The sequence below is a fragment of the Bradyrhizobium sp. USDA 4341 genome (genome assembly GCF_054063755.1).
This window is the reverse complement of sequence record NZ_JBSSGO010000002.1, coordinates 7,282,802-7,303,684: the sequence shown is the minus strand read 5'-3', so window position 1 is coordinate 7,303,684 and position 20,883 is coordinate 7,282,802. Positions and strand designations below refer to the sequence as shown.

Sequence of the window (20,883 nt, the reverse complement as noted above, 5' to 3'; positions counted from 1 at the left end):
ACTCTCCAGGCAGTGCAGCACCACCTCAATCCTGTTTACATCGATGCTACAAGCTGACGCCGCGTAAGGTTCACGTCCTTCATGCCGATCCAACGATCGGTAGATAGAACGCTATCGCAACGATCATCAGGCTCACGGTTGATCCTTCGACGCCCGGCCTTCCGGCTACTCACGAACCTGACGTAAATCACGAGCAGGAGCGATTACTTGCTACTCTCAGCGTGCGCCGACGTCTCAGTCAGACCGCGCAACTCGCTCGATGTTGAAAACGTTGGTCAACCTGATGAGCTCTCGCGTCGAAAATTCAATTACCCTTCTTTCTGCCATGTTCTCACCCAAAGCAGTGACGCGCCGATTGCGCACTTCGCGCGCGGCAAGAGCGAGTGCCTCAGGAGAATTCGATGGTGAAGCCAGTTGTGATTGTGGTGGGTGCAGACAAGGGAGGAGTCGGCAAGACGACCGTATCACGAACGCTGCTGGACTACTTCAGCGTCAACAACGTGCAAACGCGCGCCTTCGATACGGAGTCTCCGCGGGGAACGCTGAAGCGCTTTTATCCCGAGATCACCGAGATCGTCGACATGACGACGACCGCGGACCAGATGAAGATTTTCGATACCCTGAACTCCGGGCTATCTGTCACCGTCATCGACGCTCGCGCCGGACTACTGTCCTCAGCGCTGGCCTCCTTGCGCGACATCGGATTTCTGGATTCGGCGCGGTCCGGCCAGGTTACCTTTGCCGTATTCCACATTCTAGGATCGTCTATCGCTTCGCTCGACGAGATCGAGGAGACCGCTACCTTCATGAGCGGCGCAAAGTACTATCTGGTCAAGAACTTCATCAATGACACTCAGTTCTTCCAGTGGGACCAGTCGACCTATAACTCCTATTTTCACCGCATCAAACAGGCGACCGAATTGACCATCCCGAAACTGAACGAGATGGCATATGAGCAGGTCGAAGTCGCATCCGTCCCGTTCGTAGATTTCGTGGCAAACAAGGGCCGCAACGATGAGCCCGCGAACAACTCTTTCGTGCTACGCGGTTATGTCCGGCACTGGCTGGCAAATGTCTGGAGCGAATTTGATCGCATCAACTTGACGGAATTGGCCGGCGCCAAGTCCGCTACGCGGAGTGGCGAGAAGTAGTCGCATATTCTTGCGGGCCAAGAGCAGGCCCATATACGAAACGAGATTGATCTGCTGGCTATGGTAGCGACCCCTATCTACATCATCTGCTCTCCTAGCCCGCAGGTCGGAAAAACCCTCATCGCTCGCGTCCTGAGCGAGTTCTTGCTGCTCAAAGACGGTGCCGTCCTGTCGTTCGATGTCAATCTAAAAGAGCCATCACTGCTCGATTACCTGCCTATGATCACCGAGACCGCGGATGTGACCGACACTTACGGCAAGATGCAGTTAATGGACCCGCTTATCGTCCACGACCGGGTACCCAAGGTGATCGATCTCGGCTTCCATGCCTTCGACGAATTCTTCAAGATGTGCGAGGAAATCGGCTTCATAAAGGAGACGGCGCGCCGTTATGTCGCTCCTATCATTCTCTTCATCGCAGGCGCTGACCGCATTTCCTTTCGCGGTTATGACATACTGCGGCGGCAGATTCCTCCAGCATCGCTGGTCACCGTCCACAATGAATTTGCGCTGCGCGGCGGATTACCTGAAGTCATGGATGGCGAGCGGGTGCTCCAGATTTCCGCGCTGCCGCCGTTTCTCAAGAGATATATCGACCGACTTGGCTTTTCCTTCACCGGATATCTGCGGGACGAAAAGGACTGGTCCACCGAGCTGCATCAGTGGATACGACGGAACTACACAATGTTCCGCGATCTAGAATCGAGTTTGATGCTGCGAAGATCCTATCGATCGCGGGGGACGAACATCGAGAGCCTGCGTTGCACAAAGGCAACTTGAGGCTGAGACTACTCGCCATCCATTCGTTAAGCTTATGAGCAGCCGTTTGACCGGCCGCCAATGGCTTTGGCCATAATGATATGCACTGTGCGAATCCCCGTCTGGATTGGGTGCAATCAAGCGTACTTTTTGTTGAGCTCATCCGCACCCAATCGCGCGACCGGCAACTGCCCTCTTGGGCTTTGCGGGCGACGAGACGCATCGATGATGCCAGCGGAGGAGCTCATAGCTCGAAGCCGAGCTCCCCGAGCACCCGGTCCATGACCGCGCCTTTGATCTCGCGGGCGATCTCGTTGCGTATCTGGGCGCCGAGCACCCGCTCGGCATCGGCGTCGCCTGTCAACCCATCCTCCGCCAGCCGCCGATCCAAGCGGGCTTGAAACGGCTCGCCCATCGCATCGACGAGCCGTTCCTGCATCTCAGCATAGTCTTCGGGCGCGATGCGCCTTAGCACACTTTCCCATGGCTGCCATCGGGTCGCCAGGAACTGCGCAAATTCGGTCGCTTCCTGGTTCCGCACTGCCGTCTCGGCCCTGGCGACATCGTCCCCGGTAACGTGAGAGACGCTCATGAAGCGCATATCGGGAGCGATGTGCCGCAGCTCCAGCGCATCACGCAATTGGGTTTGGTAGGCAAGGTAGACCTCGATCTCATCGACGTCCGTGTCCGGATCGGTTCGACGAAGCGAGTTGACGGTCTCGCGCGCGATTCGGTCCAGGGTCTCCAAGCGAAACATGACGCGGCCGTGCTGGAGCAGTTCGCCAAGGCGTCCGTCATAGGCGCCGTCCTCGACATCCGCGTTCACACGTGCGCTCTGCATGCCGTTCCAGGTCAAAGTGATGCGATCTTCGCAGCTCGCGCTCGCTCCGGAGGCCAGTTCGAAATACTGCTCGCGTAAATTCGGCCTGATGACTGCCTGCCGCAGATCTTCGACGACCGCGTGCCGGAACGCGTCGTTACCATAGTTCACGGTGCCGTGGAGCCTGTCGAGAAAGCGTGCATAATCTAAGGCACCCGGCTCTTCGGCGAAGGCCTGCCAAGCGGTTATTGCTGCCGGCTCGCCCTCGAGCCAGTGCGCGACAACCTCCTGCAGCGACCGCGGCTCAACTTGCACCGCGCCTGCGGTGTTCGAGAAGAAAACCTGCGGGCCGGCATAGTCTCCGGCATGCATGGCAGTCGCCAGGCCGGCCTGCACCGCGTCGGACAGAGGATTGTTCTCCAGATCAACACTCGCGTCGCGGCTTAGCTGTGTCAGCATAGTCTCGGGCACGCTGGTTAGCTGGTTGTTGCTGGCGCCAAGCCATAGCAGCTCGGCCGGAAACGTCTCGGGCAGACTGGTCAGCCGATTATGGCTGGCACTAAGCCATTCAAGCCCGGCCGGAAGAGGCTCGGGCAGATCGGTCAGCTGGTTATAGTCGACATTCAGGTGCTCGAGCCCGGCTGGAAGCTCGGGCAGACGAGTCAGCCGATTACCCGAGACGTCCAACTCCTGAAGCGTCGCTGGAAGGCGATCGGGGAGACTGGATAACTGATTGTTGTCGACATTCAGGCGCCGCAATCCAGGCGGCAGCTCTGCGGGCAGGCTGGACAGCCCATTGCTAATGGCATAGAGCCGCCGCAGACCGGGCGGAAGCTCGGGCAGGCCGGTCAGCCGATTATTGTTCGCGTAGAGCCGCTGCAGACTGGCCGGAAGAGTTTCGGGAAGGCTGCTCAGCTGATTGTCGTCGACATTCAGGCGGCGCAAGCCGGCCGGGATCGGGGCCGCCAAGTTGGTCAGTGACAGGGACGACAGATCTATTGGCTCATTGAGATCGCCCGTGTCCCTCCAGGCCCTCATTCGACTTACCACCAGCTGCCGATCCTCATGCTGCCCCTGCCCGTCTTCGGCAGCCCAATCCGTCAGGACCTGATCCGGCAAGTCGGCAGACGCCTGCGCTTCCGTCCAGGCTTCGTCCCATTGCGATGAGGCCGGTGACCCTGGTTCGGAGCTTTCCCAATCGGAAGCTTCGGAAGGAGTCTCAGTGCCAAGCTGTTCTGCATTCACAGATGTCGTCTCTTCGGTTGCTAAAGGAAGCAAATACACCGGGGCGGCGTATCATGAAGCCGGTAGAGCCCCGCTATGGATGCGCTTCATCGGCTGACGAGAGCACATCACGAAGCGGTCGCCACGCAGGGCTTGGTGCGATTACTCTGCGCCCGATGGCGACCGAGGACCAATCTCAGGGGGCCTCGCTCGCGGATCGGGTTGATACTGGAATCCATCTCCCCTTTCCTGCCATGCCTGAGCACATCGAGCCGGCCTTGCCAGCAATTCGGGACATTCAGCCTACGAGATATAGCTGTCGACAAGCTGACAGCCTCGAAGCGATGATCAATGCGCCGCCCAACTTTCCTTCGATGTTTCTCGACGCTTAGGCGCAGCGCTCCGCAAAAAGTCCGACGGGAACGAAACAGTTTCCAGCTCGGTAAATTTGGTGTCCGAGCGGCGGCACGCCGGCAGCGTGATGCTGACAGGACGGCGATGTTGCCGCTCCTGTGCGGTCGAGGCTACCCCTTCCTGTGAGACGTTGTGTTGATCGACGAGCCGAACGCTAGTAGATTTTTGCGCGTAACGCGCTCGCTCCTCACCGATGGCCAAGGCGCGTACCCAATCAGCAAAGCCGACCTGAATGATTAGCCTTCAGCTACTAACGACCGCGGACATGATCCTCAAGCTCGACTGGCGCTATCGCGGCTTGCGGCAAGCAAGCGGTGATTCGCTCGGGGATCCCTCCCGAGTCGAACAGACACCGCACATCACTGTCGGCATCGAATTTCCTTACGTTGCGCTCAGTGTAGCCAACCCTCACCGCGACCAACGAACTCAAGCACCGACTGCGCTTGGTTGATCTCGCGCGACACGCGCTTCAATATCCGTACTGCGACCTCTTCCGTCGCGATCAACCCCACTCTTTCGCAGGCCAGCCCGAAATGATACATCACCTGTTCGTCGGATGGCGTGATACGATTCTGAAACAAGCTGATCGTCAATGATGAGAGCATATGCTCGACGACGTCGTTTTCAGCCTGACTCACGAATCTACGTCCTTCTGATTAGTCGCTCAATATTGTACAATATGGGCGTCGCCGATAGAGCTATGACACCTCTCATTGTTCCGGGTTGTCGTGCCATGGCATCGCCCCATGAGTATCGAACACCACTAGCTGGCGCTTTCTTTCCTCGATCGCCCCATCTGGTAACATCGCTTCTCCTCTCACGGGCCTACGCGGTCTCAGACGCGAGTTGCAGCTCCCTGACGATCTCGGTCACCCTCCCTTGCCCGGCGGCGTGGTGCGGCCACTTGCTAAAGCCACACAGCAAATTCTCCGCTTCCAGCTTGGTAAAATTAAGGAGCCTGATACCGCGACCAAGGACCTCATTGACGATCGTGATCGTGGCTTGGCGAGCGGCACTTTCTTGTGGCGATCTGTTGAAGCCAATCAGCAGGCCCCTGAGATCCTGGGTAGTGAAATCCGAGAGCCCCGTCCTCCGATCGGCGCGGCGAAGGACCTCGCCTGCGAGCACGACGGTCACTTGACCGCACGGCAGCTCGTCCGGCCAGTTACTGAAGCCGCTGACTAGGTTCGCAAGTCCCTGCTGTGAGAACTCGCAGAGCTGAGCGGCGCGGCGCAGGACCTCGCGAGCGAGTGCGACCGCGGCTCGGCGAGACGCGGCCTCTTCGGGCCACTTACTAAAACCGTTCACCAGGTTTGACAGCCCCTGCTGAGTCAGATCGGGGAGCTGGGCAGCACGGCAAAATACTTCACCCGCGATCGCGACCGCAGCCTTACGGCAAGTCGCATCTTCAGGCCATTTGCAGAACCCGTTCACCAGGTTCGCCAATCCTTGCTGGGTATAATGCGGAAGCTGGACGGCACGGCGCAGGAGCTCACTTGCGATCGCGACTGTTGCCTGACGAGATGCATTCTCCTCTGGCCATTTGCTGAAGCCATTCACCAAATTCGCCAGATCCTGCTCGCTGAACTCGTGGAACCGCGTCGCACGTCCAAGCACTTCGATTGCAACCGCGACGGTGACTTGACCACAGGGCAACTCCTCAGGCCACTTGCTAAAACCGTTTACAAGGATGGCCAACCCCTGCTGAGCGAAATCGGCGAGCCGGCGGGGGCGCCGCAAGATTTCCAGTGCAAGCGTGGTCGCGGCTTGGCGCGAGGCCGCCTCTTCTGGCCATTTGCTAAATCCGTTTACCAGGCTCACCAACCCTTGCTGTCTAAATTCAGAGAGCTGATGGTGGCGGCCCGCTCGGCGGATGACCTCGCCCGCGATTGCAACCGCGGCCTGTCGAAAGTCACTCCCTTCCGGCCACTTGCTGAAGCCGTTTATCAGCCCTGCCAGGCTGAGATTGTTCAATTCTTGAAGCGATCTGCTTTCCTCGCGACAAAATTTGGCTATTCGGACCGCCCCATGGCGACATTCCGCTCTCCTGGCGTGCCTGCCGAATGATGCCGCAAATATGGAAAGCGCCCTGATACCGATCTTTCTCATCAGAGCATGGTCCAGCTGCGACACGCGAGAAGCTATTCTCTCGCAAGTATCCCGACCCGCCTGACCTCCAGCCCTTCGGCTCACCGCATTGCATGTCGTGGCATAGCCCCACGATTTCTCTGCACGGATGCTTTCCTCGAAACTCGGTAGAAATCTCGATTGAAAATCAACGGCTGCTTGTTGCAGAAACACCGGCAGGTCGGCCTTGCACAGTTGCTTGTCGCGCCTGACCACCGCAGTTGAGAATTCAACAATGCCGCCAGCACGATCGATTTCCCTTAGCGCCGTCGTGAGACTAGTTTGAACGGACATAGGACCTTCCGAGCTTTCATCGCAGCGCCCTTCGGCTATATGCGACCGGTCATCGCGTCTGGCTAGATATTTATCGTCTACGCTCTTTGAGCATCTGCCTGTGGGCGCCGGACTGTTCACTCAGCGCGCCTTGCTTGCGCGACTAAATGATCGCAGTTGTGGCAAGCCACACTTTGCTGCCCGCATCATTCCATCGTTCCAGCCATATGGCGACTCCACTGGCCAGCACTTGACAACTGCCCGCCCAGAGTTTCCGTGGCGATGGTGCAACTGCCCTTCCTGGCTATCACCTGCAAGCAACAAGATGGCAATCAGCAAGCCATCCCCCTCGATTTCGATTTGCCAATGAGCCGTCGACGCCTGCCCCTATCCTGAGCTTTGTCTTGACGCATCGGCAAGTCTACAACCTGTCGCAACGTGAGATTCAAGCTATAAATCGGCCTCCTGGAGCGGAGGCGGATTGTATGCGGCGGATGTCGATTGCAATGATTCCCTGTGGGGTGCTTATTTAGCGAGATACCGCGTCCAGCTGACATTTGCCGTCGATAGCTGAGATCCCACCCTTGGCTCATGCGCTTTGTTTGATCGATTCGCGAGCGCCGGAATCGCGGTCAGGCCCACCCGCCTTCCCCATAGGGAAAAACATCTCCGCCATACCATTTCTCATGCTGTGGATGAGGGATCCATTGGGAAAGACGATTGCCAATGCTCGGTGGCAGCGCGGGACTCCTCAACCATTAGAGAGGAGGCGAGCGCAATGAAGGCGCCACTCTTTATACCGCTCGCGCGGCCAGAGGACGACGTCGCTACATTCCGGGTCACGAGCTACTGGCCTACAGTTAAGCCGCGGCCAACCTGGGCCATCAACAAAGCCGCCGGGCGCTTGTAAGTTTTGGTGCCATAGATCATGGCGACATGCGCCCTAGTTTACCAGCTCATGCTCAAGCTGCCTAATGCCGGACGTGATTTAACATCTCTCCATCTTTCGTATCTCGCACGAAACTGTAGAGCGCAGGAATTGCGCAAGATACGCTATCACGGCGCGGTGAAAACTCGCGAATCTGCCGCGATTTCTCGTCAGACGCGCGGTGTAAGGTGATATCGATTAACAGGAGCCTTGCACAAATCGAACTGCTCGCCACATCTGCGCAGAAGCGGGTGGGCCGTCGCAAGTCCTCAGACGGAATTGTTCGGCATGAATGCGGAGCCACCGCTACTCATGAAGATCCGCGTGCTTACACTCGAATGCCAAAGTGAACTACATCTGCAATGACTTCGATCGATGATAGATTAAGTGAGATCAGGTGGCTGCGGAACGAGATCTGGCGCTGCCGTCGGTTACTTAAAACGGACCTATCTAGCGCGGAACGCAAGGACGTCGAGAAGCGCCTGCGTGAACAGCTGTCTGCCTTTGAGCGGCTCTTCTCGACGATGTTTCCTTTCGCCTTGAACCCTAAAGTGAATTCGACCAAGAGCACCACGACCGGGCCAAACGGCTCCACCGAAGCGCCCATCGAAGACACCGCAATGGCATCAAGCAGTTCCTTCGCGAATTCGATTGGGGATTAACCTCAGCGCTCTCCTCGACTCGATTCGCACCCTCGAGCCCAACCTGATCCCAATGTGAGAATATCGGGAAGACCGCGATCGAATGCCCGCCCCAACGCGAGCATTCCGGCGATCTTTTGCCAGTCCTAGTCGATCTAGTCACCTGCGGGAAATGCCAGGCCGCCGACAACAACGCCATAGATTGATGGACAATACGGACTCCTGAACGATGTGCGGCCTAACGACCTCCGACGTTGGAGCAGATTCGTCCGTCGGATCATTTCCAGCCAGCCGATGGCAACTTCACGGTTGCCTTGTCCGCCGAACGGGCTGCAGCGCAGATAGCGTGCAACCGCTGCAGTAGCACATCGAACCTCAAAGCGAACCATGACCTCGTAACACGCGCGGTGGCCCTGTCGATCGCCGAACGAGGTCAATCGGTTCACGACGTTCAGTGCCGCTGGTGGATGCGTCCGGCTCGACAGGGTGACGATTCCAGCCCGATAGACTTTCGAAACAGCAGGCAAGTCAAAGTCCGGCGCTAATTGGCCTGGAACACGTCACCGTGCGTCAATTTCTGTAACTTCTGCTCGGACGGATCACTCTCGATGGAGGACGATCGGAACCCTATTGAGGCGTCGTTTTCGTCCGCCGTTTCTGTCCGCCGCGGTTGGTATCGCGCGGCGACATTCGACGCCCAAGCTTTTGAAATTGTCCCTAAGACAAAACATGGCTGCGTCTACATCCCCACGTCCTGTGAAGCGCTCACAGAAGCGCATTACGTCTGGTCTGCACGACGTAAGGACTTCTTCGGCCCGCTGATCTCGCGCGCGAGCGTATCCTGTACACCACATGGCCGCGATCGCGATCGCAGCAAGGGTGGTTGCCGAGCGGTGCGCATTGTAAGTCCACCCCATTCGTCGTTTTTGATTCACCAAACCCCTCTTAAGCCGCATATCCTTCACTATGGTTCTTTGCCCAACGATCATCATCTGTTTACCGGGAGCTAGGCAACAGCTCGGCAGCGGCCGTCGCGGGGCCGCCGTAATCATTGTGGTCCCCCGAATCATCGTCTCGTCACGCGCAACACGTTCACTGCGAAGACCGAGACACGACAGAGGCTGGCTGCGCTTTGCAGCGCGCGCAATGGCGTTCCAGCCTTTGTGACATTCGCGATGCAAGTTCCCAATGTGGCGTTCCCTGATGCGAAAGTTCTGCTTCGCATTGCCTACAACCTGACGCTACGATCGATTCAAGAATTTTGAGCATCCAGCAAGTGTGAATACGCTCTGAGACCGGCACATCCGCATTGTGGACGAACTCGCACCAGCTGCACGCTTCACCGGCTGCCCCCGGGTGTGAAGCGTCGCCCGTGTTGGTCGATGATCGCTCGGCCTGGTGTTGGGTTGAAGGCGCGCTGGGACGATCGGCGATAAGTTGTCATCGACGCTGCTCGCTTGTTCGCCGTCCGAGTCAACGGTCTTGGAGCCTGCAGACGAGAGTTTGGCACGATGGTTTTCCGAGAAGCACAAGACTTTGGACCGGTGGGTCAGAATGGCTTGTTCTGGATTGTGACGGCCGCGGCTCTGACCGACGGCGGATTCCGCAGGCTCAAGCTGCCGCTGCCTATTGCTAGTGTGCAATTGCTCGACGCCAACTCAGCGGCTTCGACCTTGAGCTCCGCTGGCACGGCAGTTGCTACTCAGCGCGTGAGCTGGGTTTGGGTGCAGCCTCGCCGCAACGCGGAAGATATCATTCGTCGTTGATTGCTGCGGGTCTTTCTGCGGACGGACTGAAGCGGCCGCACAGCCCTATGCTCGCGATTGCATGATCTACGACGAAAGAGGCTTAATATGAGGAAACCAGCGGCAGGCCAGCTTTACATGGTGGGCAAGCTATTTGTCGTGGCCATTGCCATTCTGGTTTCGTCGGCAGCAGGTGCCAATGATGATCTAATGAGCGCCGCCAGGCGACTTTTCAAGCCGATCCCCTCAATGGTTCCAGCGGTGAAGGACAACCCGATCACCCACGAAAAGGTTACCCTTGGCAAATCCCTGTTCTTCGATCCGAGGCTTTCGGCGAGCGAGGTCATTAGCTGCAACACGTGTCACAACGTTGGGATGGGCGGGGTAGATGCCGGTCCGACTTCGATCGGTCATCGCTGGCAGCAGGGTTCACGTCGCGCGCCAACTGTCTACAACGCGGTCTTCAACGTGGCGCAGTTCTGGGACGGGCGCGCGGCAGATCTCAAGGCGCAGGCCGCGGGCCCTATCCAGGCCGGAGTCGAAATGAATGCGACGCCCGATCGCGTGCTCAGCACGTTGAATTCTATGACGGAATATGTCGTTATGTTCAGTAAGGCGTTCCCCAACGATGCGGCGCCCGTTACCTTTGAAAATGCTGCCAAAGCCATCGAGGCTTTCGAGGCGACCTTGATCACACCCACCGCCCCCTTCGATAAGTACCTTGATGGCGATGCATTTGCTCTCAGTGACCAGCAGAATGCCGGGCTAAAGCTATTCATCGAAAAGGGATGCTCCTCTTGCCACAACGGAATTAACGTCGGTGGACAGGATTACTTCCCGTTCGGCGTGATTAAAAGGCCCGACGCAAACTTGCTTCCGAGAGACGATAAGGGACGTTTTGCCGTCACTAAGAATCCTAGCGATGAGTATGTTTTCCGCTCCGCGCCATTGCGCAACGTCGCATTGCGGTCTCCCTACTTCCATTCCGGTCAGGTTTGGAGCCTCAAACAAGCGGTTGGCGTAATGAGTGAGGTTCAACTCGGCATAAAGCTGAGTGACAAAGAAACTGACGAAATTGTCGCCTTTCTAAATTCGCTTACCGGTCAGTTGCCGAAGATCGATTATCCGATACTACCCGCACGCACCAACGTCACCCCAAGGCCCTCTTTAGACGAATAGGCCGTCACGATCGCGAAACTCCATGTGATTAGCGAGAATACAGCGCAGTGACTCAGGCCGCGACGAAGTCAGGATTGTGTGGTCGAGCTAAAGCTGTCAGCCAACCCTCTAGGCCGCTACCCTTTCGCAGCTGACACAAGCACTCCTTGGGCGCGGGTCGACTTCATCTCGATCCTAGGTGGCTCAGCCCCGGAAGGAACAGCTGGCACTGCAACAAAAGCCGCACTGAGACGCGCCAAGTAACGCTGCTACGAGGGACCCGCGCCTTCCGTAGCTCGCGGGCGCCGCATATCATCTTACGTCGGCGATTTTCCAACCCCGGCTTCAACGATCAAGACGCCCTACCCTTGCGCAAGGAGCAAGCGCTACGTCGCAGCAATTTGCGACACCGTCCAATTATGCGAAAGGCACCACTTTCTCGGACAGGAGCAAAAGTGATGCGGCAGCCGCACGTTATTGGGAAACATCGCTCTGTACGATCTCACTCCAGTTGAGCAGGTCGGATTTGCGGGGAGCAGTTTTGCTTCCCCATTTGCGCAATGTTGCTACGCACGGCACCTTCGATCTCGTATGCGGGACGCGCAACGCCGACGGGCGGACGCAGGCGCATTCGAAGATGCGCACAAGCTCCCGGAGGCTGCGAGCTGAAATTGCCGCCTCAGCCGCGATGAGCTTCTTGAGAAGCCATTCAGTTGTGAATGGCCTTTTTGCCTGTAATGCTACAGAGCCCGAGTTTTGGGAGAGCTGTCGTGCGAAGTGTCATGGCGACAGCGACCAAAACGATCAGGGGTCCTTACGCCATCACCGCCTTATTTTGCCCTTCGGCAGCTCGCTCATTGCGGCATTCCAGTTCGGCGTCCTCTGACCGAGTATGTTGCAAACAAAGAAGTCCAGCAGCTTGAGCTCGGCGTAATTGCCCGGTGTTCCGTGATTGCCGCCCGGCACATAAAGCATATCGAAGAATTTTCCCGCCTTGATCAGCCGATCTGCAAGCTGCAACGTGGAGGACGGATCGACGTTTTGGTCCATTTCGCCGACGACAAGCATCAGCTTACCCTGCAACCGATGTGCGTTGTCGATCACCGAAGACTGCGAATATTCGACCCCGACCGGCCAACCCATGTACTGTTCGTTCCACCAGATTTTGTCCATGCGGTTGTCGTAGCAACCGCTGTTGGCCACGGCTACTTTGTAGAATTCAGGATAAAACAGCAGCGCGCTCACCGCATTCTGCCCGCCGGCGGACGTGCCAAAGATGCCGACATTGGAGATATCATACCAAGAATATCTTGCGCTGGCCGCCCTGTGCCACAGGATTCGGTCGGGAAAGCCGCCGTCCTTCAGATTCTTCCAGGCAACGTCATGAAAGGCACGCGAGCGGTTATTCGTACCCATGCCATCGATCTGAACAACGATAAATCCCAGCTGGGTGAGCGGTTCGACCCGGGTCGAGAAAGATTTCGAAACGGAGGACTGGTGTGGGCCGGCATAGATGTCCTCGACGACCGGATATCTCCTGTTTGGATCGAAGTTGACCGGCAGGTGAATGACGCCCCATATATCGGTCTTGCCGTCCCGCCCCTTGGCAGTGAAGCTCAGTGGCGGCTTCCAACCGACGCCGATCAGGTCTCTTATGTCGGCGCGCTCGACATCCGTAAGTTCGGAATTATCGCTGGCCCGGTACAACACCATGCGCGGCGGCAAGTCAATGCGTGACCACAGGTCGATATAGTAGCGCCCGCTCGGTGAGAACTCGATGTGATGATTGGCCTGCTCAGGCGTCAGCGCAGTCAGTCCCCTCCCATCGAAGTCGATGCGATAGGCGTGGACGAAATAGGGATCCTCCCCAGAGTTCATCCCGCTGGCGCCAAACCAGATCTGGCGTTTGATCGGATCGACATAATAGACCGCGCGGACCACCCAATCTCCTCTGGTGATCTGATTTTTGAGCTCACCGGTCCGGCCATTGAACAAATACAGGTGTTCATGCCCATCGCGCTCGGACGCCCAGATAATCTCCTTCCCATCCTGAACGTCGTACCGAAAGGTCTTTCCAGTACGTGGCTGCAGACGCCCGTACTCGATAAAGGTCTGGCTGAGCTCGTCAATCAAGGATCGCACCTGCCCGGTGGCGGCGTCCACCTCGACAAGTCGATAGAGCTGATGTCCACGTTGATTGTATTCGAAGGTAAAGCCACGTCCGTCCTTCCACCACTTGATCGGCGAGAGTGCATACGGATTTTGGAAAGCGGTGTTGTCGATTGCGATCACGCGCCGGCTGACGACATCAACCAGCACCGGCTGGGACAACGCCAGGGCATCACCCGGCTTTGCGTATGTCATCGACAAAGGCCTGGGTTGAATCTGGTCGGCTGGAGAAGATTCGACGTAGTGAATCTCCCTTTGGTCACCTGGACGGATCCGATAAGCAGCTAGGCGAATTGAGTCCGGAGACCATCTCAACGTCGACAAATCATAGTAGTTTCCTTCTGATCCGTCCCAGGTCAATGGGATGTCCTGTAAGCCGTCCTTGCTGCGCAGAACGATATTGTAGTTTCTAATATAGGCGTCCCATCTTCCGTCGGGAGATGTACTTGTCTTCGACGAATGATTGACAGCAGGTAGCGTGTCGTCAGCATTCATCCCCTGATGGACCTGCATACTTGTGCAGACATAACTTGCAAGTGCGCAGCTCCAGCGGGTATTCTCGATTTGGAAACTGAGCCTTTGGCCGCTATCGGTCAGCTCGAAACGGGCGAAGGGCAGATCGTCGGCTTTGTAGTTCTTATGGCTCTTCCTGTTCAGCGCCGCCGCGAGGCGAATCTGATCAAAAGCTGGTCGCTTTACACCTGTGGCAGCATTCACCAGCATGAACTGGCGTTTGCCCTGGGTTGTACGTCGGTAGACGAACGACTCGCCCTCTGGCAGCCAGAACGGCACTTCGGGTACATTGACGGTGAGTTGGCCATAGCGATCGCCGATCGTCAGCGCTCGCTCATAATCGGACTGAACCAGCGGCGGACGGGCGATTTCGTCGGCCAGGGCGTGCGCGGCAGCAGATTCCGGCTGGACCAGCATCGCAAGAACTACAAGAACTCCAGGTCGCATTTCATCCCACGAGAATGATAAACTAGTGCCAACCGCGGCGACCTGACCAATGTCCGATTGCCGCTCGGCCGCCGGTGATATGCAGGGGCCATGCCAGCTGACGCGGCGCGCGTGCCGGCTCTTTTCGATCTCAACGTCGTTTTCGCGCCAAGATCTGTAACTGTTCAACGCACAGCTGGTCGGAGGTCGAACACAAAGCGTATATCGCACGTGCTCTAGTGGTTGATTTCAGGCCGCAGCATGCTGAAAGACTTGAACTCCGGCTCCAACGACTGCCAGGGCAGCATGAAGATGCCATCGAAAGTCAACTGATTGGCTCCTACCGCCACCACATGCAAGGACGTAGCGATCTCCTCTTCGTTCCGCCACAGCTGCCGTGATTGTTGCAGCTGGTCAGATATGCGATCATCTTCGTCATCAGATCGCACGCCTCGCCCTCGACAGCAATTGCAACCGGACGCTAAGTGCCGCTGGTTGGACGTACATCATTTGGTCGACAGCTCTTTGACTTTCCGTGCTGTGCAAAGATGGGCTGCCAATGATCGAGCCTCTGTCGGCATCGTTGCAGATGACCCAGCCGGTCGAATCTGTCCTGCTCCGAGAACGCAACGTCGTAGTCTCGACACCTTGATGCGGGGGCTGATGCGCAATGGAGCGATGATGTTGCGGTGTGCTGCTCCTGATTAGAGAATGTTCCACGCAGCGGCACCGTTGATCGTTCGCGACCGAATCCACCTGTGTTCTGATGTGATCAGGAGATCGATTATGAGTTCGCGCGTGACGCCTCGCCCTCGGTTGCTGGGACGATCGCGCGAGGCTACGAACTAGGCTGGATCTGAACGCTGATGAACTAGCGATGAATTGTATCCGTGAGATGTCCGTCCAGGCGATCACGAAAGCTTCTAGATAACCAGTCAAGTTCCTCAGGTTGCCAAATGAGCCCCCCTTCTCTCCTCCGGCAGATCGGTAAGGTCTGACAAACTGGATCGCATCGCCTTGTGCATTATTGGCGAGTTTGACGGTCGCATGTTCGCCAACGCACCATCTCCAGCGCAAGTGACGATGGGGCCCCGCCCAGCTTCCATCTCATCGCCCTGCATGTGCGGTTGGTGACGCGAGCGTCCAAAACCCTACCATAAGATACGACCATCTAAGACGCCGGCTGGAGACCGATGCGAAGCACCCTTTGTCACGCCAGCCGCGCAGTATTCCTTGGAACGGCACGCGGATTGCTGGGCAACGAGCTGCCGCGAAGAAAGTGATCGCAGCGAACCCGGAGTCCAAAAATGAGGCTTATCCGATTGATCTTGATCGATCTGACTTTGATGCTGCTTGTACCCGGGAACGCAGAAGCCACGATTCGGGGCGCCGGCGCAACGTTCACATCTGCTACCAAAACTGTGGCGTCATTGGAGCGGATTTCGGCCCCCGAGCTAATCTTGAGCTCTGGCGCGAGCCGACAGCCTTCCTGCCAAACGTCACAAGCGGCGCAATTTCAGCTTGCAACGAACACCCTCGCTCCAGCCAAGCCAGCTGAGCATTCCACGATGCTGGAATTGGGCCCTCCCTGTGTGATCGGAAAGCGCGCAGGGCAACGTCCGATTGCCACGATCAACGACGGCCCGGAGATGCTCAACAAGCCGCTTGTCGTAACACCATCGATCTGTAATGCCGCAGCCGCACGTTATGGCCTCTTGGGGGCGGAGACGCCGCGCTGGAGCGGAACGGACTGGATTGTCGGAGGTATGGTGATCGCGGCGATTCTGCTCGCGATCTTGGTAGAAAGATACACCACAGGCGCGGGCACGTGAGAGAAGCAAAACCTGGCTATATCGAATTCGCCTTCGACGGCTCTCTCGCAAACATCCCGCTTGTGGCTCAATTCAGCGTACCCGCCAAAGGCGTCACGGCTATTTTCGGCCCGCCTGGCTGCGGCAAGACCGCGCTCGCACGCTGCATCGCCGGCGTGCAGCGTCTGCCGGGTGGATTTTGTGCAATCGATGGTGAGATTTGGCAGGATCAGACGACGTTTCGGCCGCCTCATCTGCGTCCCGTCGCTTATGTATTCCAACGACCAATTCTTTTTTCTCATTTGTCTGTCAAGCGCACCCTTCTGTTCAACGCGTCGAAATCGAAACCGACACTCATCGATTTTGATGGCGTGGTCGAATTGCTCGCCCTTACCCCACTGCTCGAGCGTTCGCCATCTCATCTTTCTGGTGCCGAGCGACAGCGCCTTGCCCTGGGCAGCGCGCTGCTAGCACAACCTCGGCTACTTTTGCTTGACGACCCGCTCATTTTGCTCGACCGATCCGCTAAATGCGAGATCTTGCCGTTTCTCGAGCGCATGCGGGAAAAGCTCCCCTTGCCCATGATCTATGTCAGCCATGACATGGCTGACATCGAGCGCTTTGCCGATCATCTCGTCATGATGAAAGATGGCGTTGTGACTGCGGCCGGGCCACTCAATGTCGTTCAGAGCGCCCCGGCGCTTGCCGCGCGCAGTGACGCGGCAGTCTGCCTTGATACCGTGGTCGGCGGCTATGACGGGCGCTATGGGCTGATCATCCTCCGCCTCAAAGGTGCGCGCCTGTTGATCCCTGGAGCGCCGCTTACGCCGGGCGCTCAGCTGCGGCTGCGGGTCGCAGCCGGCGAAGTCAGCATCGCGTGCGAGCCGCCGCGCGCCAGCTCCATCCTCAATGTGTTTCCGGCACGCATCAAAGCCTCTCTGCCGTTCGACGATGCTGAGGTCACCTTGGTCCTGGCTCTCGAAACTGGCCGTTCGGGCGTACCGCTTCTGGCCCGCATCCCGCGTCGCTCCTTTGATGCGCTACGGCTCAGCAATGGCACTGACGTATTCGCCGAGGTCGCGCGCGCCGTACCGGTTGCAGTCCCCGAGCGGTTGCTCGTAAGGCCTTCCACATCAGGAGGAGGCGTTCGACAGATAAGCGCCGATACGAGAAACGAACAGCAATCGGAGCACGACAGTGAGCGACAATCTTGATGAGATAGATCCGAAACATATTGCGGCGGTCTTCGACCGGCCGGACGATGTAGATGTGCTACAGGGCGATTTAGCCCAGGATCTCGCGCGGCGAGCCGTACGTGTCAGCGGCATCATTCGACGACACTTAGCGGGCGCAAACGGTACGCCCGGCCTGGTCGCAGGGGACATTACGTCAGGGCAAGAAATCTCGATTTCCGAGCAAGTCGGCAGCGCAGCTTTGTCTTATAAGCTCGATACAAATGGACATGCGAAGGCCGCAGCTGTCGTTTCCCGAGCTCTTCGCCACCTGGTCGATCTCCTCGCGATGAGCACATTTTGCCGGCAGGAAGCAGCTGGCGGCCGCCTGCGCACCGAATTCACTGACCCAATTGCCCGTGGCGTACCACTTCTGACAGCCGTTCTGGTTAGATGTCTTGCCGCCTGGCGAACTTTCACGGGTGATGTTGGCACGTTGCTATTTTGCGGTCGCCAAATCGCTCAGCGATGGTGGCGCGATATCTTCACGCGCCTAGCGCGCAGCTGGGCTTTCATTCCAAGCTGCGGCTATTTAGGCACGATGATACCGGAGCGCATGATGACTACTGTACGACCACCGGAGACGTCGGCTCCGAAATCGCCCGTCGGACTCCTCGCCGTCTCTGAAAACAGCCTTAGCTCCGGCCTCCGCTCGTCGTTACGAGACACCATGATGCTTTGATGCTTTGCGAACGACCGATTGCGGACGTTCAATCGGCGAGAAGTTACAGTTCAAGCAGCTGCGCGCGCTATTCGGTTGAAGCCGACATCAGCCCCTCAGTCTGTTCTGCAGTGCCTGCCGATCGACGACGAGGTTGCTAAGGTTCAGGTCTGGCTGCCGTCTTCCCGCCAACCGCCTGACCAGCGCCCGCGTCCCGTCGACCACAAAGACACCGCAATCATAGCCGTTCCTCTGCTGGCGCATGGCGTCGTCTTGCAGATCGGCCCCACCCGCGCTGCGAGCGTTGCTGCGGGTCTGCCATTGCGTCCCCGGGCGGAGTCGTAGTGGTAGTTATCCGGATTGTTGCGATTGCGGCGGTCCACCAGCAGCAACGACCAATGGGAGCCGCGGCGTTTGGGGTCTGTAGGGCTAGCATCATTCACCGGCAAGAACAGGAAGTCGGCTGTATCGTTACCATTCCGATCATTGACAGTGCGATGGAATGCGCTGAGCGCGTCGGCATTGGTACCCTGACCTACCTGGAAGGCTATGAGAGGATCCAAGAATCTAGTCCGGGCGGCGAGAACTGGATTGCTCAGCTGCAACTGCTGCGCCAGGAGTTCGTAGTCGCGCTGGATATGCATGTCGCTCAGCCGGTCCCAGGCTCCGAGCACCCGCCCGCTGCGGTCGCCGGCAGAGGCACTCGCAGCCGAACCGCCGACCCTGGCCTTAGGAGCCGAGGATGGGACAGGATGATGGGTAAGCTGAGCGTCGCGGCGTCCTCGCCGACCCAACGTGATGGAGTAGGTCTCACCGTTGATGGAGACCGGCTGGGGAGCCATCCGAGAACTCGGCAACAGCATTTTATTGTCCAGTACATCGAGCAGGAAATCCGGCACCGGCTGTGAGCCATGCTGCCAATCCTCGTCGACGAGATATCCAATAGCCGCCTGTGCGATTGAGACTCTACAACCTGACGCTACGTAGACTTCAAGCCTTCATTGCCGCCGCAGCGAGCCTGGTTGGGTATCATTCCCGTTTCAGGTGCGGCAACTCATCGCAGCCCGGTGATCTACTGCCGTTTCGAGCTGCCTTAATGCGCGAAGGGAGATCTGCAGCCAAGCCGCTGCACAGCGCAACTAGGACAATCGGCTCTTGAGAACTGATGGCATATCATTTGCTTCGCCAGTGTGGTCACCATGTCCGGAAAACAAACGTGCGAGGACCGTATGCTTGGAATTGGAAGTCAGTTGCCGCCGTTCGAGATCACAGGCGTGAAGCCTGGCTTTCAGACGCAGGAAGAAGATGGGCAGAGTGCATTCGAGACATTGACCGAAGCTAGCTTCCCAGAAAAATGGAAGATCATCTTTTTCTATCCCAAGGACTTTACCTTCGTCTGCCCGACCGAAATCGCCGAGTTCGCCCGGCTTTCCAAGGAATTCGTCGACCGCGATGCAGTGGTACTGGGGGGCTCGACTGACAACGAGTTCTGCAAGCTTGCATGGCGACGCTCACATGTCGACTTGCACAAACTGCCAATCTGGCAGTTTGCCGACACAAAGGGGACCCTGGTCGATGGCCTTGGTGTGCGTTCCCCCGAAGGGGTCGCGTATCGCTACACCTATATTGTTGACCCCGACAACACGATCCAGCACGTCTATGCGACCAATCTCAACGTCGGGCGCAGCCCCAAAGACACATTGCGCGTGCTGGACGCTCTCCAAACCGACGAACTCTGTCCCTGCAACCGCGAAATCGGCGGCGAAGTCCTGAAGGTTGCTTGAGGCAGCATGTCGCCGATCGAACAGTTGAACGAAAAGATCCCCGATTTCGCCAAGGACGTCAGGCTCAATCTGACGTCCTTGACGGCCGATGAGACACTCTCGCCGCAGCAGCAATACGGGCTGCTGCTGGCGAGCGCGATTGCCACCCGCAGTGCAGACGTAATTGCCGCAATGGAATCCGCCGCGGTCGCCGTGATGACGCCTGTGGCGATCGCTGCAGCGAAATCTGCGGCCGCTGTGATGGCGATGAACAATGTCTACTACCGCTTCGTTCACCTCGCCTCTAATCCGGAATACAAGACAATGCCGCCACGGCTGCGCATGAACGTGATTGGCAGTCCGGGTGTTGACAAGTCTGATTTCGAGCTATGGTCACTTGCTGTCTCCGCCATGAACGGATGCGGTGCTTGTATCGATGCCCACGAGAAGACACTGAGAGCTGCGGGCGTCAGCTCCGAGGTGATCCTCACTGCCGTGCGCTCTGCTGCTATCGTCCAGTCAGTGGCGATTGCTATCGAAGCCGTTCGGCCGAGCCCATCCCAGGCAACGGGCTGATTCCTCCTCCGCCATCCGATCGACAGGGTGTGGCGCCGTTCCGTATCGCCACACCTGTTACCTTGATACGTGTCTAGCTCAAATTGCTCGCACCGTGCCAGAGGCGGAACGCGCGAATATGCTAATATTCCGACGCTTAGGGGCGGTTCGTACCACGGCTTCGTTCCATCCTCACCTTACCCTCAGCCAAACTTGAACAGCACCCCATATCCGCCGCGCGGGTAACTCCACTGGATATCGCCGGTGGGCTCGGCGATCACCCGGCAGGTACCGCACTCGATACAGCCGTCAACAGTCACCTCGACCCGCCCCTCATCGTTCAGCTCATAGCATCGCGCGGGGCACGCTTTCAAAAGCGCGACTAGCTGCGGCGATGGGGACGTGTGTGCGCGAACCTTGACGTGCGGACGACCAATGTCGACAAGATAGCGGTTGTAATACAGCTTGTCTTCCACGCGCACCGAGGGTTCGGCATCCATGCTTTGTCCTTCC

General features: G+C 57.7%; 17 protein-coding genes. 10 read left to right on the top strand and 7 right to left on the bottom strand.

Features of this window, described 5'->3' with window-relative positions; genetic code table 11:
- Positions 1-401: 401 nt before the first annotated feature.
- Complete coding sequence (locus tag ACVIGB_RS40555) at positions 402-1,151, top strand: hypothetical protein (RefSeq protein ID WP_456718445.1); 750 nt, start codon at positions 402-404, stop codon at positions 1,149-1,151.
- Between the two features lie 60 nt (positions 1,152-1,211).
- Positions 1,212-1,931 carry a hypothetical protein gene (locus ACVIGB_RS40550; protein WP_456718446.1) on the top strand — a complete coding sequence of 240 codons (720 nt, stop codon included), beginning with the start codon at positions 1,212-1,214 and terminating at the stop codon, positions 1,929-1,931.
- A gap of 223 nt (positions 1,932-2,154) precedes the next feature.
- Here ACVIGB_RS40550 and ACVIGB_RS40545 read toward each other — a convergent pair whose 3' ends face one another.
- From ACVIGB_RS40545 to ACVIGB_RS40535, 3 genes are all read right to left on the bottom strand, one after another.
- Complete coding sequence (locus ACVIGB_RS40545) at positions 2,155-3,975, bottom strand: NEL-type E3 ubiquitin ligase domain-containing protein (protein WP_456718447.1); 1,821 nt, start codon at positions 3,973-3,975, stop codon at positions 2,155-2,157.
- A gap of 785 nt (positions 3,976-4,760) precedes the next feature.
- A complete protein-coding gene (locus ACVIGB_RS40540; protein WP_456718448.1) occupies positions 4,761-5,006 on the bottom strand; it encodes a hypothetical protein in 246 nt (81 codons plus the stop codon).
- Positions 5,007-5,193: 187 nt separating this feature from the next.
- Entirely contained in the window at positions 5,194-6,789 is a 1,596-nt protein-coding gene (locus tag ACVIGB_RS40535; RefSeq protein ID WP_456718449.1) for a hypothetical protein, read from the bottom strand.
- Between the two features lie 1,269 nt (positions 6,790-8,058).
- Here ACVIGB_RS40535 and ACVIGB_RS40530 point away from each other — a divergent pair.
- The 3 genes from ACVIGB_RS40530 (at position 8,059) to ACVIGB_RS40520 (ending at position 11,261) form a co-directional block, all read left to right on the top strand.
- Positions 8,059-8,358: a hypothetical protein gene (locus tag ACVIGB_RS40530; protein ID WP_456718450.1), complete on the top strand. Its 300-nt coding sequence runs from the start codon at positions 8,059-8,061 to the stop codon at positions 8,356-8,358.
- Positions 8,359-8,945: 587 nt separating this feature from the next.
- Positions 8,946-9,347, top strand: coding sequence for a hypothetical protein (locus ACVIGB_RS40525; RefSeq protein ID WP_456718451.1), 402 nt, complete (start codon positions 8,946-8,948; stop codon positions 9,345-9,347).
- Between the two features lie 843 nt (positions 9,348-10,190).
- The gene (locus ACVIGB_RS40520; protein ID WP_456718452.1) at positions 10,191-11,261 is read left to right on the top strand and encodes a cytochrome-c peroxidase; all 1,071 of its coding nucleotides are present in this window, start codon (positions 10,191-10,193) and stop codon (positions 11,259-11,261) included.
- A gap of 801 nt (positions 11,262-12,062) precedes the next feature.
- Here the strand turns inward: ACVIGB_RS40520 and ACVIGB_RS40515 are convergent.
- Together ACVIGB_RS40515 and ACVIGB_RS40510 are read right to left on the bottom strand one after the other, a co-directional pair.
- Positions 12,063-14,369 (bottom strand): DPP IV N-terminal domain-containing protein, encoded by a 2,307-nt coding sequence (locus ACVIGB_RS40515; protein WP_456724957.1) that lies wholly within the window; start codon positions 14,367-14,369, stop codon positions 12,063-12,065.
- 215 nt (positions 14,370-14,584) lie between these two features.
- Entirely contained in the window at positions 14,585-14,797 is a 213-nt protein-coding gene (locus ACVIGB_RS40510) for a hypothetical protein (protein ID WP_456718453.1), read from the bottom strand.
- 858 nt (positions 14,798-15,655) lie between these two features.
- Here ACVIGB_RS40510 and ACVIGB_RS40505 point away from each other — a divergent pair.
- Genes ACVIGB_RS40505 through ACVIGB_RS40495 form a run of 3 tightly spaced genes read left to right on the top strand, consistent with a single transcriptional unit; the run spans position 15,656 to position 18,073 of the window.
- Complete coding sequence (locus ACVIGB_RS40505; RefSeq protein ID WP_456718454.1) at positions 15,656-16,180, top strand: hypothetical protein; 525 nt, start codon at positions 15,656-15,658, stop codon at positions 16,178-16,180.
- Positions 16,177-17,373: a molybdenum ABC transporter ATP-binding protein gene (modC, locus tag ACVIGB_RS40500; RefSeq protein ID WP_456718455.1), complete on the top strand. Its 1,197-nt coding sequence runs from the start codon at positions 16,177-16,179 to the stop codon at positions 17,371-17,373. The genes ACVIGB_RS40505 and modC overlap by 4 nt, the downstream gene beginning before the upstream one ends.
- Entirely contained in the window at positions 17,357-18,073 is a 717-nt protein-coding gene (locus ACVIGB_RS40495) for a DUF2478 domain-containing protein (RefSeq protein WP_456718456.1), read from the top strand. Before modC ends, ACVIGB_RS40495 begins: the two co-directional genes overlap by 17 nt.
- A gap of 143 nt (positions 18,074-18,216) precedes the next feature.
- Here the strand turns inward: ACVIGB_RS40495 and ACVIGB_RS40490 are convergent, their stop codons facing one another.
- Entirely contained in the window at positions 18,217-18,951 is a 735-nt protein-coding gene (locus ACVIGB_RS40490; RefSeq protein WP_456718457.1) for a Ulp1 family isopeptidase, read from the bottom strand.
- 330 nt (positions 18,952-19,281) lie between these two features.
- On the opposite strand from ACVIGB_RS40490, the gene ACVIGB_RS40485 reads away from it, so the two are divergent.
- On the top strand, positions 19,282-19,836 hold the full coding sequence (locus ACVIGB_RS40485; RefSeq protein ID WP_456718458.1) for a peroxiredoxin: 555 nt from the start codon (positions 19,282-19,284) through the stop codon (positions 19,834-19,836).
- A 6-nt stretch (positions 19,837-19,842) separates the two neighbouring features.
- Entirely contained in the window at positions 19,843-20,391 is a 549-nt protein-coding gene (locus ACVIGB_RS40480) for a carboxymuconolactone decarboxylase family protein (RefSeq protein ID WP_456718459.1), read from the top strand.
- 182 nt (positions 20,392-20,573) lie between these two features.
- On the opposite strand, the gene ACVIGB_RS40475 is transcribed toward ACVIGB_RS40480, so the two are convergent.
- On the bottom strand, positions 20,574-20,870 hold the full coding sequence (locus tag ACVIGB_RS40475; RefSeq protein ID WP_157348532.1) for a ferredoxin family protein: 297 nt from the start codon (positions 20,868-20,870) through the stop codon (positions 20,574-20,576).
- Positions 20,871-20,883: the final 13 nt, after the last annotated feature.

What these genes read in the sequence shown, in the direction of transcription:
- ACVIGB_RS40520 (WP_456718452.1), top strand. Translation starts at nt 10,191, where the DNA reads ATGAGGAAACCAGCGGCAGGCCAGCTTTACATGGTGGGCAAGCTATTT.
- ACVIGB_RS40530 (WP_456718450.1), top strand. Translation starts at nt 8,059, where the DNA reads ATGACTTCGATCGATGATAGATTAAGTGAGATCAGGTGGCTGCGGAAC.
- ACVIGB_RS40475 (WP_157348532.1), bottom strand. Translation starts at nt 20,870, where the DNA reads ATGGATGCCGAACCCTCGGTGCGCGTGGAAGACAAGCTGTATTACAAC.
- ACVIGB_RS40480 (WP_456718459.1), top strand. Translation starts at nt 19,843, where the DNA reads ATGTCGCCGATCGAACAGTTGAACGAAAAGATCCCCGATTTCGCCAAG.
- ACVIGB_RS40555 (WP_456718445.1), top strand. Translation starts at nt 402, where the DNA reads ATGGTGAAGCCAGTTGTGATTGTGGTGGGTGCAGACAAGGGAGGAGTC.
- ACVIGB_RS40525 (WP_456718451.1), top strand. Translation starts at nt 8,946, where the DNA reads ATGGAGGACGATCGGAACCCTATTGAGGCGTCGTTTTCGTCCGCCGTT.
- ACVIGB_RS40550 (WP_456718446.1), top strand. Translation starts at nt 1,212, where the DNA reads ATGGTAGCGACCCCTATCTACATCATCTGCTCTCCTAGCCCGCAGGTC.
- ACVIGB_RS40515 (WP_456724957.1), bottom strand. Translation starts at nt 14,369, where the DNA reads ATGCGACCTGGAGTTCTTGTAGTTCTTGCGATGCTGGTCCAGCCGGAA.
- ACVIGB_RS40505 (WP_456718454.1), top strand. Translation starts at nt 15,656, where the DNA reads ATGAGGCTTATCCGATTGATCTTGATCGATCTGACTTTGATGCTGCTT.
- ACVIGB_RS40485 (WP_456718458.1), top strand. Translation starts at nt 19,282, where the DNA reads ATGCTTGGAATTGGAAGTCAGTTGCCGCCGTTCGAGATCACAGGCGTG.
- ACVIGB_RS40535 (WP_456718449.1), bottom strand. Translation starts at nt 6,789, where the DNA reads ATGTCCGTTCAAACTAGTCTCACGACGGCGCTAAGGGAAATCGATCGT.